The organism is Nocardia sp. NPDC046763, assembly GCF_040645495.1.
GTDB lineage: Bacteria > Actinomycetota > Actinomycetes > Mycobacteriales > Mycobacteriaceae > Nocardia.
In genome coordinates, this window is record NZ_JBEYYI010000012.1 from 55,601 (window position 1) to 70,106 (window position 14,506).

Below are 14,506 nucleotides of genomic sequence, written 5' to 3' on the forward strand. Positions count from 1 at the left end.
ACACCCGCTATGTTTCATCGCACACCCGCCGATAAAATACCGTCCAGTCCCAACAACGGCTTTACCGGGCGATCGTTCAATTTGATCATTCCTATCCGGTCGCGGGCCTGTTCCGATTAGGTAACAAAACATTCCTGAGGTATGGAATGGGCTATCAAAGCTGGTTGCCGGGCCAGAAAAAGACGTAACATCGATACCCGTTGAACGGGTACGTCGGCGTACAAGCCGGAGATCACTGTCGATCTACAACACCCGTTGAGCGAGCCGCGCAGGCGAGGTGCGCGAGTTCTTTCGCCAAAGGGAGTCGTCGTTGAGCGCAAGTGGAGAAATCACCCAGGTCGGAGTTCGTCCGGCCATGACCGAGGCCATCGAGACCACGGCCGGGTCGCTCGATTTCAGGGGTAATCGTGCCCTGCGCATCCTGCTGCACGCGGGACTCAGCACGCTGTGGCCGATCTTGAAATCTTCCCCGGACCGGCAGATCCGTGCCTACGAGTCCACCCTGGCGGTGCTGCGGCGGCGTTGGGAGAACCAGGCCACCTGTGTCCCGGACCCGGTCGCCTCGGCCATGTTCCGAGAGTTGGACGCCGACGTGACGTCCTTCCTGGACCATTGCGCCCGCCGTTCGGGCACTCAGTGGCTGGAGCCGGTGGATGCCATCGCCGCCTATCTGCTGGCCGTCATCCAGGGCATGGTGCTGCGCTGGCTGGCCGACTGTGACGACGAGATCTCGCTGGTGGTGTTGGACGACCTGGTCTCGTACCTGTCGACCAAGGCCGTCGACCTGCCCTGACGCACAGGACCTGCCCCGAAACTTAATGCTGGACGCATGACCAGGTTCGTGGTCGAATGATCTGGTGACCGATTCGTCGCCGATCAGCGGGCTGCACGCGGCCACCGCAGACCTCGAACCTCCGCTCGCCGCGGTCGATATGGCCGCCCTACGCGCCAATGCCGCCGATCTGGTGCGCCGCGCCCGCGGCGTCCCGATCCGGGTGGCCAGTAAATCCGTCCGCTGCCGCGCGGTTCTCGAAGAAGTGCTGGGACCCAAGCTCACCGCCTCCGGCGGCTTCGCGGGCATCATGGGTTACTCACTGCGCGAAGCCATCTGGCTGGTCCGGGAGGGCGCGCGCGATGTACTGCTCGGCTATCCCACCGCCGACCGGCACGCCCTGGCGGAACTCGCCTCCGACCAGCTGCTGCTCGACTCCATCACCCTCATGGTCGACGACACCGCCCAGCTGGACCTGATTCGCGACGCCGTCGGCAGCGAAAAGGTCGCTCCCCGTGTGTGTCTGGACGTGGACGCCTCGCTGCGCCTGGGCCCGCTGCACCTCGGTGTGCGCCGTTCGCCCATCCGCACCCCCGAGCAGGCCGCCCGGCTGGCCGCCGAAACCCGTTCCCGCGGTTTCCGGGTCGTCGGCGCGATGACCTACGAGGCTCAGATCGCGGGACTGCCGGACACCAATCTCGCTGTGCGCCTGGTGAAGTGGGCGTCCGCGGCGGAGATCGGGAAGCGCCGCCGCGAGGTGCTGGAGGCGGTGCGGTCGACGGTCGGCCGGCTCGAGCTGGTCAACTCCGGCGGCACCGGGTCCATCGAGGTCAGCATTACCGACCCGGGCGTCACCGAGGTTACCGCGGGTTCGGGCCTGTACCTGCCGACCCTGTTCGACGGCTACCGCAATCTGGCGCCGCGGCCGTCCATGTACTTCGCCACGCCGGTGCTGCGCCGGCCGGCGCCGGGCATCGCCACCGTCTTCTCCGGTGGCTACATCGCTTCCGGGCCCACCGGGGCCTCGCGAGTGCCGAAACCGGTGTGGCCCTTGGGATTGAAGCTTATCGGGACAGAAGGCGCGGGCGAGGTGCAGACCCCGCTCACGGGCGCCGACGGCCTGGAGATCGGCGACCGGGTCTGGTTCCGGCACGCCAAGGCGGGCGAACTGTGCGAGCGCTTCAACGAGGTGCATCTGATCGACGGGGACGGCAGCCGCACCACGGTGCCCACCTACCGCGGTGAGGGGCACTGCTTCGGCTGAGCCGAGGAAGCGGGGCCCGGGCTAGACCCGGTCGAGCTGCAGCACCGCGGCCAGGTCGGACAGCTCGGCGGTGGTGGCCGGGAGGTATTCGGTCAGCAGCGGCGAGCGCAGGATGATCGCCGACCACATGGCTCGCGAGATCGCGCTGGTCAGCCAGTGCCGCGACAGCAGCGCGCCGATCCCGTGCGGGGCGTCCGCGGGCGCGGAGGTGGTCATGGAGACCAGCACCACCGCGGCCTCGCGGCCCTGGAAGTGGTCGGGCGTGCCGACCAGGACGTCCTCGATGCGGGCCCGCGACAGCAGGGTCCGGATGCGCGCCACCTGGGCGTGGTAGGGGGCCACCACCAGGATGTCGTGCGGGTGCAGGCGGCGGGTGAGTGCGCCGGTGTGCCAGGGCAATCCGAGCAGTGTGCGTACCTGACGCACGACTTCCCGTGCCTCCTCGGCGGATTCGGTGCTGTTGCCGTGGTGTTCCACCGTCACGGTGCGGACGCCGGGCGGGATGCCATCGAGCTCCCGTGCGAGGGTGACCGTTTCATTGGAGCGCAGCCGATTGTCGTAGCGCAGCCGCGATACCGGGCCGCACATACGCGGGTGCATGCGCCAAGTGCGGTCCAGGAAGTAGCCGTAGGCGGCGGGCAGGGTGCGGTGCGCGCCGAGCAGCCGGCCCAGCACGGATTCGGCGATGGGCTCGGGATGCGCGCCGCGTCCCGTCGGCGGCGCGGGGTCGCCGACCAGCAGCAGATTGCGGGCGGACACGGCCACGGCCACCGCCTCGGCCAGCGGGAACTTCCCGGCGTCCACGATGACGAGCAGGTCCAGGCTGTCGCGCGCGATGCGCTCGGGATCGGTGAAGTCGTTCGAGAGTCCGCCCACCACACAGCCGTTCACGGCATTGTCGAGGAAGCGCGGATAGCGCGAGGCCTCGATGGGCAGCCATTCCGGCGCCACCGCCCGGCTGTCGGCCTTGGCGACCAGCTCCGGCAGCACGCCCACCTGCACCACGGCGTCGAGCACGTGCTCGACCACCTGGTGCGAGCGCGCCACCACGCCGACCCGCCACCGGTAGCGGGTGACGAGCCGTTCCACGGCGCGCGCGATGGTATCGGTCTTGCCGGTGCCGGGCGGGCCCTGCACGGCCACATACGAATTGTCGAGATCCAGGACGGCGGCTGTGACGGCGGCGGCGTGATCGCCGAAGACCTCCGGCAGCGCCGTGCCCGCGCGCAGCCGCGGCGGGCGGCGGCACAGGATGTCGAAGACGGCGGTCTCGGGCACCTGGGGAAGGGTCACCAGCAGCTGATGTGCGGTGTCCTCCAAGGCTTCCGCGAGGTGGATGTCGTGGCCGGGCGGGCAGGGCGCGATGGCCGAGGGCAGTTCGTCGTAGGGTTCGCAGCCCTCGGGCAGCATCTCCACCACCCGCACCACGTCCTCGAAACTGGTGTCCAGCGCACAGCCGAGGACGGTGGCGTGCGCCGTCGCGCGCCGGCCCGGGGTGACCGTCATGCCGGGAACGGGGCGATCGTAGAGGGTGAGCACCGCCGTGCCCGGTGGCGGCGCATTGCCGGTGCCCAGCCGTCCGGTGAGGGTCAGGTAGCGCCGCATGGGCTGCTGCCCGGTGCCGTGCCAGTCGGTGTCCACCGAACCGGAGTCGGCGACGAGAACCCCTGCGGTGTCGGCCCATTCGGCCACCGGATGGTCGAGCCGGTCGTCGTGCGCCCAGCGCAGCGGCCGCCGCTCGCGCCGGTGGTAGCCCAGCGCCGCCGCCGCGAGCCCGGCCGCCTCCTGCGCCGGGCCGCGCTGCTCGCCGTCGCTCTCCGCGAATTCCCGCAGGGCCGCCTCGATTTCGTCGGGCCCGGTCTCCGCGTAGTCGTAGGACCACCGTCGGCTGGGCCGCACCTCGTGCCCGGCGGCCAGGTCGAGCAGCCAATCTCGCAGTCGCAGTACGGCTTCAGCGCCGCCGCCGCTCTCCTCCTGATTGGGCGGCAGCTGGTGCAGGTCGTAGGCGCGCTCGCCGACCACCAGCGCCGCCCGCACCACCGGGTACAGGTCGACCAGGGCGGGTAGCAGCTCCGCCACCACATCCTCACCCTCGGAATCGCGTTCGCCAATGGTGTGCAGCAGACAGCGCAGACCGCCGCGATAGTGGTGGATCCGCAGATCCGGGTATTCGCGCTGGCGCTCGATCAGGAACTCCAGCAGCGCGTCCGCGTCGTCGCGCCGGCGGCTCCTGTGACCGAGGGCGTCCGGGCCGTCGGCTCGAATGACGAAGGTGCGCTCCGGTTTCGGCACCGCGGGCGCGGGCACGAATCCCAGCGCGACCGTGCTCACCCCGGGCCCCTGCTCGAAGGTCGCGATCGCGGCGCTACCGCGCTGTTCGGCGAATTGCTCACCGTCGGCCGATTCCGCCGGTTCCTGGACGAATATCGCCGGCGCGGAGGAAGTTTCGGCCGAGCGCAGGGCCTGCGCTGCCGGGTGGTACGCCGGCGCCTGGTCGGCCGGCTCGAGGGTGCTGATCTGCACGATCACATCGCCTGCGGTGCGGGTGATTCCGGACCCCGCGCGCGGGAGGCCGACGGCATCGGGGGGATCGACCGGGGTGACGCTGACGAACAGGTCGCCACGGGTCGGCGCGGGCAGGGCGGCCAGCGCGGACGGATCGATGAGGGCGTGCACCGGACGGCCGGTGCGCTCGCGCAGGATCTGGACCTCGGCCTGGCGGCGCAGGGTAGTCAGGGTGGCGGACGGGATGCCGGTGACGGCGGCGTCGGCGACGGCCAGCCGGTCCACGGTGGTGATCCCCGCGTCGCGCAGGTGGGCGCGGGTGGCCGGGCGCATTCCCGCCACCAGCAGCAGGTCCCGGCGGGTCTCGAGTTCGGTCGTGCAGGTGGGGCAGTGGCCGCAGGCCAGGAAGCGCCGGTCACCCCACTGCACGGGGAGCAGCTCGCCGAGCTTGGTGTCGACGATGATGTTCAGCCGCGCCCGCCGCGCCTGGTAGACGACCGCGATGTCTGCGAGCGTGTACGTGACCGGGATGCCGTCCTCCCATATCCGCGCCTGCGGCGCGGATCGGAAACCGTTGCGCCGCAGGGCCTCCGCCGCGGCGGCCAGTCCCATCAGCGTCGCGATCCCGCCGCGCCGGTCCGCCACCCCCGCCACCATGTAGTCGTGTCCCTCGGGGGCGTGATCGCGCACCAGGAATTCGCAGCGCGCCACGAAGTCCCCGTCGAACACCACGCCGCCCGCGACCGCCTCGGCGTCCGCGCGCAGTGCGGTCAGCGTCCGGTCGTGCGCGTCCCGCAGTCCGGCCAGCGCCCGCTCGCGCAGGTCCTCGGAGACGAGTGCGGTCGTGGCGAGGGCGTCTGCCGCGGGCCCGGATGGGCGGATGCGGGTGACGCCGGGCCCGTACCGGTCGCGTAGGTCGGCGAGGCGGTGTTCGACGGCCGGGTCGGGGGTGCACGTGAGCGTGCCGGGCGATGGGAACTCGACCGGCGTCACCAGTCCCAGTTCGGCGTCGAGCGCGCGCAACAGCGCGAACTCACAACGCGCCGCCGCCACCAGGTCTCCGGTGCTGCACACGACACGATCACCGAACAGCATCAATCGCGGCCCTCCTGTGCCTGTCCTCCGCCGACACCCGCACTCGGCCGGGGTCGTCGTCACATGGCCGAGTCGGGCATAGCGTAATGACTGCGGGCGGTGTGATGTGCTGCCAGGTGCGGCCCGCGCACCGGTCCGGACCCGCCATGACCCCGCCCATGTCAGCACGCGTTTGCGGGCGATGTTGGGAGACAACGCGACTCGCGCGGGCCGCAGCCGCCGACCGCGGCTCGATGCCCGGTCGGACGCCAGAAATCGCATTGCCATTCCGGCGTGTCGCCCCGGCGAACCGCCGGGCGGCGTGTCGCTGTCCGGCAAGTTCGCTCGTTACTCGCCAGTCGCTTGTTTCGAGCGGCCCCGCAACCCGTCCGCGTCTGTCAGAATCTGCCGATGCTCTACCTCGCGGGCGCTCGCGGCCGCCTCCACTACCGCCGTTGGCAGCTCGATGATGCACCGGCGGTCCTGGCGTTTTTACCCGGAATCGGGCAGCACAGCGCGCACTACCACCGATTCGCCCGGGCGCTGGCCGCCCGCGGCATCGAACTCTGGGCGCTGGACACCTCCGGGCACGGTCTCAGCGAAGGAGATCCCGAAAGGCCGGGCACGATCCACGAGCTGGCGGCCGACGCCCGGCTGTTCCTGGATCAGGTGCACGCGCACGCGAATTCCACCCCGTTCCTGATGGGTCACTCCTTGGGCGCGGCCACCACGCTGGCCGTGCTGCGCGACGCGCAGCCGGGCGACTTCGCCGGACTGGTGCTGTGCGGGACGCCCAAGGCGGTGCTGGAGGGCAGGTCCCCGAAGTCCGCCCGCGGCGCCGAATCTGCGAATCATGCTCGTGCCCAGGGCGGTTCCCGCTCGCGTGCCGCACTGGCGACCGAGCAGGACTCGGACTGGCCGGGACCGCGGCTGCCCGAGGGCCTGCCGGTGCTGATCGTGCACGGCGCGGACGATCGCCGGGCGCCGGTGGAACCGGTGCGGGAGTGGTCGGCCCAGGTCGGCGCGCATTTCCACACCTACCCCAATGCCGGCCACGACCTGCTGCACGAGCCCGCGCACGCCGAGGTCACCGCGGAGATCGTCGAATTCGTGCACGCTCGCTCGCTGGTCTGAAGGATTCGCGCTGGTCCGAAGGATTACGGTGAGGGCGTGCCCCTCTACGAATTCGAAGGCAAGCGCCCGACGGTCGATCCGACCGCGTTCGTCGCGCCCACCGCGACCCTGATCGGCGATGTGCGCGTCGAGGCCGGCGCCTCGGTCTGGTACGGCGCGGTGCTGCGTGCGGACCTGGCGCCCATCATCATTCGGGAACGCGCGAATGTGCAGGACAACGCCGTGATCCACGTGCCGCAGGATGTCACCGTGGAGATCGGCGCGGGTTCGACGATCGCGCACTCGGTGGTGTTCCACGGCGCGACGCTGGGCGCGGAATCGATTGTGGGCAACGGCAGTACGGTCCTGGACATGGCCAAGATCGGCAGTGGCGTCATGATCGCCGCGCACTCGCTGGTCGGCCCGGGGCAGGAGATTCCCGACGGCGTGCTGGCCGCCGGCTCACCCGCCCAGGTCAAGAAGCCGCTCGCCGGCACCCCGGCCGAATTGTGGGTCAAGACCAATCCGAGCTTCTACGCCGACCTCGCGCAGCGACACCGCACGGGCATCACCGAGATTCACTGATCCGCATCCCGGGAAGCGGTGGGGCGCAACAGCTTCACCACTTCCGCATCGGTGAGCTGATGGAAGTCCCGGTAGGCCCCGCCCACCCCGCCGAGGGCCCGCGGCACCAGCGGGCACACCACCTCGTCGGCGATCTCCCGGATCCGGTGCAGCGCTTCGACCGACGACACCGGCACCGCCACCACCACCCGGCGTGGCTCGTGCAGCCCTGCGATCTCGCAGGCGGCGGCGACGGTCGCGCCGGTCGCCATGCCGTCGTCCACGATCACCACGGTCCGGTCCTTCAGGTCGATCGGCGGCCCGGCCCGCAGTATCCGGCGGCGGCGCTCCAGCTCGGCCCGCTCGACGACCTCGATGTCCGCCAGTTGATCGGGCGTCACCCCGGTATGCCGCACCACGTCGTAATTCAGCACCCGGACGTCGTCCTCCCCGATGGCCCCCATGGCCAGTTCCGGCTGCCACGGCACCCCGAGCTTGCGCACCAGCAGCACATCGAGGTCGCCGCCGATGACGTCGCGCACCGCCACGGCCACCGGCACCCCGCCCCGGGGCAGCCCCAGCACCAGCGGATCCGCCACGCGCAGGTGCCCCAGCACCCCACCCAGCGCGCGCCCTGCGGCCACCCGATCCGGATAGATCATCGCTCTGTTTATTTTGCCCCTCCGCTCCACTCCGGGGCAGGGTTCGCGGCCGTCTCGATTCTTCCCGCCCTACGCTCCTCCGCTTCGCTCCGTGCTTCGGTCGGTCCAGAATCGAGCGCTCCGCCTCCCCGCGCTCGGCCGCGAACCTCTGGATGTCTCTACTCTCCGCGGATCGTGTAGCGGCGGAGAGCCAGGCTCGGATTCGTGGTGCGGACCTCGGCGAGGTGGTGCAGGTCGATGTGGGCGGTGGCGATGCCCGGCTGGTCGCCGAGCTCGGCCAGCACCGCGCCGGTGGGGGAGACGATCATGGAGGCGCCGGACCCGCGCGGCGCTGCCTGGTCGGCGGCGGCGACGTACATGGTGTTCTCGATGGCCCGGGCGCGCAGCAGCGTGGTCCACTGATCGACCTTGCCGGGACCAGGGATCCACTGGGCGGGCAGCAGCAGCACGTGCGCGCCCGCGGCGGCCAGCCGGCGAACGCCTTCGGGGAAGCGCAGATCGAAGCAGGTCTGCAGCCCGAACACCACGCCGCCCACGGTGAAGGTCTGGGACTGGTCCAGGGGGCCGGGGATGAGCAGATCGGATTCGCGCGACCCGAAAGCGTCGTACAGATGGACCTTGCGGTAGACGGCCGCGAACTCGGCGTCGGGGGAGGCCGCGACGAGGGTGTTGTAGATGTGCCCGGCGGGCTGGTCCGGGCCGCCGGACTCGACCACGCCCGCAACCACGTGCACGCCGAATTCGGCTGCGATACCACGCAATCCGGTGACGAACGGTCCGGTGAGAGGTTCCGCGGCGGCCAGCACCTGATCGTCGAGGCGCTTGGTGGCGAACATCGAATACTCCGGCGCTACCACCACCTTCGCTCCGAGTTCGCTGGCCGCCGCGACCTCCGCGCGCAGGGCGGTGAGATTGGCCACGGTGTCGGTGTACGGATCGAACTGCACCACCGCCACATCCACCGACCCGGCCGGTTCGGTCCCGGCGGGCCGCTCCGCCGCGGCGGCCGCTTCGTGCACGGCCGTCCCCATTGCTCCCGAGCTGCCCGCATCGGCGGTGGCCAGGGTTCCGGTGACGTAGTTGCGGACGGGAGCGGGTTCGGTATTTCCGAGTTCGGAAACGGAACGAGAGGGCGTCGGGACGGCGGGCGCGGGCGGGTTGTCCGGTTGCACGGCTCCCAGGGTATTCACCCGATGGTCAAGCCCGCAGCTAGCAGGCAGTAAAATCCCTGGCAATGAGTACCTCACCGGCCGGCAGCGTTCCCACTGACGACGAGAGGGACGTTTCCGGCCCGTCCTTCGCTGATTTGGGTATCGATGACCGCATTCTGCGGGCCATCGCCGATGTCGGCTACGAATCGCCGTCGCCCATCCAGGCGGCGACGATTCCGCCATTGCTCGACGGCGCGGACGTGGTGGGCCTGGCCCAGACCGGTACCGGCAAGACCGCGGCCTTCGCCATCCCGATCCTCATGGGCATCGAGATGACCGGCAAGGCGCCGAAGGCGCTGGTGCTGGCCCCGACCCGGGAACTGGCCATCCAGGTCGCCGAGGCGTTCGGCCGCTACGCGGTGCACATGCCCGGCCTGCATGTGCTGCCCATCTACGGCGGTCAGAACTACGCGGTGCAGCTGTCGGGTCTCAAGCGCGGTGCGCAGGTGGTCGTCGGTACGCCGGGCCGCGTCATCGACCACCTCGAGCGCGGCACCCTGGACCTGTCGCAGCTGCAGTACCTGGTGCTCGACGAGGCCGACGAGATGCTCAAGATGGGCTTCCAGGACGATGTCGAGCGCATCCTTGCCGACACGCCCGACGAGAAGCAGGTCGCGCTGTTCTCCGCGACCATGCCGTCGGCCATCCGCAAGATCTCCAAGCAGTACCTGAAGCACCCGGTCGAGATCACCGTCAAGGCGAAGACCTCGACGAACACCAACATCACCCAGCGCTGGGTGCTGGTGTCGTATCAGCGCAAGCTGGACGCGCTGACCCGCATCCTCGAGGTCGAATCCTTCGAGGCCATGATCATTTTCGTGCGCACCAAGCAGGCCACCGAGGAGCTGGCCGAAAAGCTGCGCGCGCGTGGGTATTCCGCGGCCGCCATCAACGGCGACATCGCGCAGGCGCAGCGTGAGCGCACCATCGGCCAGCTCAAGTCCGGTGTGCTCGACATCCTGGTCGCCACCGACGTGGCCGCGCGCGGCCTGGACGTGGAACGCATCTCGCACGTCGTCAACTACGACATCCCGCACGACACCGAGTCCTACGTGCACCGCATCGGCCGCACCGGCCGCGCGGGCCGCTCCGGTGAGGCGCTGCTGTTCGTGGCCCCGCGCGAGCGCCGGCTGCTCGACGCCATCGAGCGCGCCACCCGCCAGCAGGTCACCGAGATGCAGCTGCCGAGCGTCGAGGACGTGAACGCCCAGCGCGTGCAGAAGTTCGGCGACACCATCACCGAGAATCTGACCTCGGCCAATCTGCCGTTGTTCCGCAAGCTGATCGAGGACTACGAGCGCGAGCACAATATCCCGCTGGTGGACATCGCCGCTGCGCTGGCGGTGGGCGGTCACGACGGTGACAACTTCTTCATGGAGCCCGACCCGGAGCCGGTCGAGCGCCCGCGCCGGGACCGGGATCGGGAACGGGCGCCACGCTCCGTCGACGAGCGTGGTCCGCGCGAGCGCCGCGAGCCGTCTCGGCACCGCCAGACCGGTGCGGAGCTGGTGACCTACCGGATCTCGGTGGGCAAGCGGCACAAGGTCGCGCCGGGCGCGATCGTGGGCGCCATCGCCAATGAGGGCGGCCTGCGGCGCAGTGACTTCGGGCACATCAGCATCCGGCCCGACCACTCCCTCGTGGAGCTGCCCGCCGACCTGTCCACGGAGACCTTGAATGCGCTGAGCCGCACCCGGATCAGCGGTCAGCTCATCGATCTGCAGCTGGACCAGGGCCCGCCCGGAAGCCGCTCCATGAGCCGCGCCCCGCGCCGCGAGGGCAAGCGTCCGGACATCCGGCGCAAGCCGCGGTTCTGAGCCCGCCGCTCGAAACGACCAACGCCCGCATCCGAAACGGATGCGGGCGTTGCGTTTTCGAGGGCGCGGCGGGTCAGTTGGTGCCGGGCGTGCCCGTGCCGGGGGTGGCGTCGGGGGCCTGCGCTGGGGTGGTCGGCGCGGCCGGGGTGGCCGGGGCCGAGGAGTCCGGGGTGGCAGGCTGGGCGGGCGGGGTGTCGGACACGGTGAACAGGCCGACGGTCGGCAGCACCACGCAGCGTGCGCCCGGGTAGTCGATGGTGCCCCACAGCGAGGCGACGACGGTGCCCGCGCCGGCGTCCACGGTCTTCGACAGCGAGGGCAGGTTGTACTCGGTCTGGTCGTCGAGGGCGGTGATGCCGCTGCGGCCGTTGTTCACATTGAGCCAGGCCACGCTCAGGCCGGAGGCGGTCGGAAAACCGTTCTGCTGCACCATGACCTGGAAGCTGACATTGCCCGGCGGCAGCGACACCGAGGCGTTGGCGCCGGTGACGCCGGTGACGGCCATCGCCGAGGTCAGGCTGAACGGCATGTTGAAGCCGCAGCCGAGGGTGGGCGCCAGATACGAGAACGGCGTGAACTGAACGTTTTCCAGCTTCGCGGCGGCGATCAGCTGGGCCGATTCGGCGATGTCGGCGACCGCGTCCCGGCCGGCGGCATTGTCGCCGACGGCCTGGGTGAGCTGGTCGATGCCGGTCTCGGCGGGCGTCTTCGGCTGGTCGGCGGTGGCCGCGCTGGTTGCGCCGACCGTCGCCGCGGCCGTGAGGGCGGCGACCGCCAGGGCGCGCCGGGACAGAGTCCAACCGTTCACTCGTGCTGCTCCTGCGTCGATATTCTCGCCGAGCCACAACAGCCCGACGTCCCGGAATTCGGGTATCGGATTTCTGGGCAACGTACCAGCTCAGCTCGAGAGCCGGGATGTCGAGTCGCCGTGAGCCGAGCACCCCGGGCGGTCGGGTCGGTGTGATCCGGGTGACAATCCGACCATTACCGGGGGGTAAGTTTGATGGCGACATCACAGCGACTCTCGGGAGAAGCAATGAAGCTGGCCCTATCATCCGATGAGGTGAAATTCCGGGACGACCTGCGCGAGGTCTACCGGACCAAGATCCCGGCGGAGATCCGTGACCGCGTGAAATACGGCCTCGAGCTCTCTCGCGATGACATCGTCACCAGCCACCGCATCCTCAACGAGAACGGCCTGGCCGTGCCCAAGTGGCCGGTGCAGTGGGGCGGCCGCGACTGGTCGCCCATGCAGCTGCACATCTGGGAGGACGAGATGCAGCTGGCCTCCGTACCGGAGCCGCTCACCTTCAACGCCCAGATGATCGGCCCGGTCATCGCCCAGTTCGGCTCCGAGGAGCTCAAGCAGCGCTTCCTGCCGGCCACCGCCAATCTCGACATCTGGTGGTGCCAGGGCTTTTCCGAGCCCGACGCGGGCTCGGACCTGGCCGCGGTGCGCACCACCGCGGTGCGCGACGGCGACTCCTACATCGTCAACGGCCAGAAGATCTGGACCACCCTGGCCCAGTGCGCCGACTGGATCTTCTGCCTGGTGCGCACCGACCCGACCGTCAAGAAGCAGGCCGGTATCTCGATGCTGCTCTTCGACGTCAAGACCCCCGGCGTGACCATCCGGCCGATCAAGCTCATCGACGGCCACCACGAGGTCAACGAGGTCTTCTTCGAGAACGTCCGGGTGCCCGCCGACCAATTGGTCGGCGAGGAGAACATGGGCTGGACCTACGCCAAGTTCCTGCTCGGCAACGAGCGCACCGGCATCACCGGTGTGGGCCGTACCAAGGTGAAGCTGGGAGTCGCGAAAGAGTATGCGGCGCAGATCCGTTCGGGCAGTGGCACGCTGCTCGAGGACCCCGTGTTCGCCGCACGCGTGGCCGAGATCGAGAACGAGCTGCTGGCGCTGGAGCTCACGCTCATGCGCGTGGTCTCCAATTCCAGTGAGGGCAAGCCGAATCCGGCCTCCTCGGTGCTGAAGCTGCGCGGTTCGGAGCTGCAGCAGGCCGCCACCGAGCTGCTGCTGGACGTCGCCGGGCCGGACGCGCTGCCGGTGAACGCCGGGGACATCGCCTCACCCGGCTGGGCGCAGCGCAGCGGTCCCGGCTATCTCAACTTCCGCAAGACCACCATCTACGGAGGCTCCAGCGAGGTGCAGCGCACCATCATCGCCTCCACCATTCTCGGATTGTGAGCCGCCGCCATGGATTTCGAACTCACCGATGAACAGGTCATGCTGCGTGACACGGTCCGGGATCTGCTGGGCCGCGCCTACGACCCGGAGACCCGCCTGAAGGTCACCGACACAGACCTCGGCTGGAACCGCGACGTCTGGCGGCAGCTCGCCGAATTGGGCGTCCTCGGACTGGCTTTCGACGAGGAGGACGGCGGTGTGGGCGCCGGGCCGGTCGAGACCATGGTGGTCATGGAGGAGATCGGCCGCCGCAATGCGCCCGAACCCTTCCTCGACGCCGTGCTCGTCCCCGGCGGGCTGGTGGCCCGCGCAGGCACCGCCGATCAGCGGCAGCGCGTGCTGCCCGCGCTCGTCGGCGGCGAGACCCTGCTGGCCTTCGCGCACGAGGAGCCCGGCACCCGGTGGCCCACAACCGAACCGGCCACCACCGCGGTCCGCGACGGTGACAGCTATCGGATCACCGGTGTCAAGAACCCCGTCCCGCACGGGGACTGCGCCGATCAGCTGGTGGTCAGCGCCGCCCTTCCCGGCGGCATCGGCCTGTTCCTGATTGCGGCCGACGCCGAGGGCGTCACCCGGACCCCCTACCGCACCTTCGACGAGCGCCGCGGTGCGCAAGTCGAATTCGCCTCCGCCGCAGCAGAACTCCTCGGCGACGGCGGTGACGCGCAGCCCGTGGTGGATGCGGTGGAGGTGGCGGCGCAGGCGAGCCTGTGTGCCGAATCCCTCGGCGCGATGGAGGAGGCCCTGCGGCTGACCGCCGAATACCTGAAGACGCGCAAGCAGTTCGGCGTCACGCTGTCCAAGTTCCAGACCCTGACCCAGCGTGCCGCCAATATGTACGTGTCCCTGGAACTCGCGCGCAGCATGAGCCTGTACGCCACCGCCGCCGTCGCCGACGGCTCCGCCGACCGGGTGGCGGCGTCGCGCGCCCGTCTGCAGGTCGGCCGCTCCGCCCGCCACATCGGCCAGGAGTCCGTCCAGATGCACGGCGGTATCGGCATCACGACCGAATACCCGGTCAGTCACTACGTGGCCCGCCTCACCGCCATTGCCCGCACCCTGGGCGGCGACCTGGAACACCTGCGCGTTCTCACCGACCGCGTGGGCGACTACACCCTCGTGGAGTTCTGACCCGCACCATCGAGCCCGCGCCCCGCTCCACCCGGAGCGGGGACGCGGGCTTGTTTCCGGGGGCTCGGACCGGCCCGTCCCGTTCGGCAGCGCTGCGCTCGCGGTAGCGGTGTTGTGGCAGGCCGCAATCGCACGTGGATTGCGCAGCCGCACAGCGCAGATGGGAATTGCGCAGCAGCACAGC

The 14,506-nt window shown here is 70.0% G+C and carries 11 protein-coding genes; 7 read left to right on the top strand and 4 right to left on the bottom strand.

The window, feature by feature from the left end; translation table 11 throughout:
* Nucleotides 1–310: 310 nt before the first annotated feature.
* Both ABZ909_RS20650 and ABZ909_RS20655 read left to right on the top strand, forming a co-directional pair.
* On the top strand, nucleotides 311–793 hold the full coding sequence (locus tag ABZ909_RS20650) for a TetR family transcriptional regulator (RefSeq protein WP_357001937.1): 483 nt from the start codon (nucleotides 311–313) through the stop codon (nucleotides 791–793).
* Between the two features lie 64 nt (nucleotides 794–857).
* Nucleotides 858–2,036 (top strand): amino acid deaminase/aldolase, encoded by a 1,179-nt coding sequence (locus ABZ909_RS20655; protein ID WP_357001940.1) that lies wholly within the window; start codon nucleotides 858–860, stop codon nucleotides 2,034–2,036.
* A 21-nt stretch (nucleotides 2,037–2,057) separates the two neighbouring features.
* Here the strand turns inward: ABZ909_RS20655 and ABZ909_RS20660 are convergent, their stop codons facing one another.
* A complete protein-coding gene (locus ABZ909_RS20660) occupies nucleotides 2,058–5,636 on the bottom strand; it encodes an AAA domain-containing protein (protein WP_357001942.1) in 3,579 nt (1,192 codons plus the stop codon).
* Nucleotides 5,637–6,026: 390 nt separating this feature from the next.
* Here ABZ909_RS20660 and ABZ909_RS20665 point away from each other — a divergent pair, with 390 nt between their 5' ends.
* Together ABZ909_RS20665 and ABZ909_RS20670 are read left to right on the top strand one after the other, a co-directional pair.
* Nucleotides 6,027–6,749 (top strand): alpha/beta fold hydrolase, encoded by a 723-nt coding sequence (locus ABZ909_RS20665; RefSeq protein ID WP_357001945.1) that lies wholly within the window; start codon nucleotides 6,027–6,029, stop codon nucleotides 6,747–6,749.
* Between the two features lie 36 nt (nucleotides 6,750–6,785).
* Complete coding sequence (locus ABZ909_RS20670; RefSeq protein WP_357001947.1) at nucleotides 6,786–7,313, top strand: gamma carbonic anhydrase family protein; 528 nt, start codon at nucleotides 6,786–6,788, stop codon at nucleotides 7,311–7,313.
* On the opposite strand, the gene ABZ909_RS20675 is transcribed toward ABZ909_RS20670, so the two are convergent.
* Together ABZ909_RS20675 and ABZ909_RS20680 are read right to left on the bottom strand one after the other, a co-directional pair.
* Nucleotides 7,307–7,954, bottom strand: coding sequence for a phosphoribosyltransferase family protein (locus ABZ909_RS20675; RefSeq protein WP_357001949.1), 648 nt, complete (start codon nucleotides 7,952–7,954; stop codon nucleotides 7,307–7,309). The two genes, ABZ909_RS20670 and ABZ909_RS20675, sit on opposite strands and share 7 nt — an antisense overlap.
* A 158-nt stretch (nucleotides 7,955–8,112) precedes the next feature.
* Nucleotides 8,113–8,985, bottom strand: a complete 873-nt coding sequence (locus tag ABZ909_RS20680) for a carbon-nitrogen hydrolase family protein (RefSeq protein WP_357002287.1) — start codon at nucleotides 8,983–8,985, stop codon at nucleotides 8,113–8,115.
* A gap of 203 nt (nucleotides 8,986–9,188) precedes the next feature.
* Between ABZ909_RS20680 and ABZ909_RS20685 the strand changes: the two genes are divergently transcribed.
* Nucleotides 9,189–10,982 carry a DEAD/DEAH box helicase gene (locus tag ABZ909_RS20685; protein ID WP_357001951.1) on the top strand — a complete coding sequence of 598 codons (1,794 nt, stop codon included), beginning with the start codon at nucleotides 9,189–9,191 and terminating at the stop codon, nucleotides 10,980–10,982.
* Between the two features lie 73 nt (nucleotides 10,983–11,055).
* Here the strand turns inward: ABZ909_RS20685 and ABZ909_RS20690 are convergent, their stop codons facing one another.
* Complete coding sequence (locus ABZ909_RS20690; protein ID WP_357001954.1) at nucleotides 11,056–11,790, bottom strand: hypothetical protein; 735 nt, start codon at nucleotides 11,788–11,790, stop codon at nucleotides 11,056–11,058.
* Nucleotides 11,791–12,018: 228 nt separating this feature from the next.
* Here ABZ909_RS20690 and ABZ909_RS20695 point away from each other — a divergent pair, with 228 nt between their 5' ends.
* Entirely contained in the window at nucleotides 12,019–13,188 is a 1,170-nt protein-coding gene (locus tag ABZ909_RS20695) for an acyl-CoA dehydrogenase family protein (RefSeq protein WP_357001956.1), read from the top strand.
* A 9-nt stretch (nucleotides 13,189–13,197) separates the two neighbouring features.
* Nucleotides 13,198–14,322 carry an acyl-CoA dehydrogenase family protein gene (locus tag ABZ909_RS20700; RefSeq protein ID WP_357001960.1) on the top strand — a complete coding sequence of 375 codons (1,125 nt, stop codon included), beginning with the start codon at nucleotides 13,198–13,200 and terminating at the stop codon, nucleotides 14,320–14,322.
* Nucleotides 14,323–14,506 lie beyond the last annotated feature (184 nt).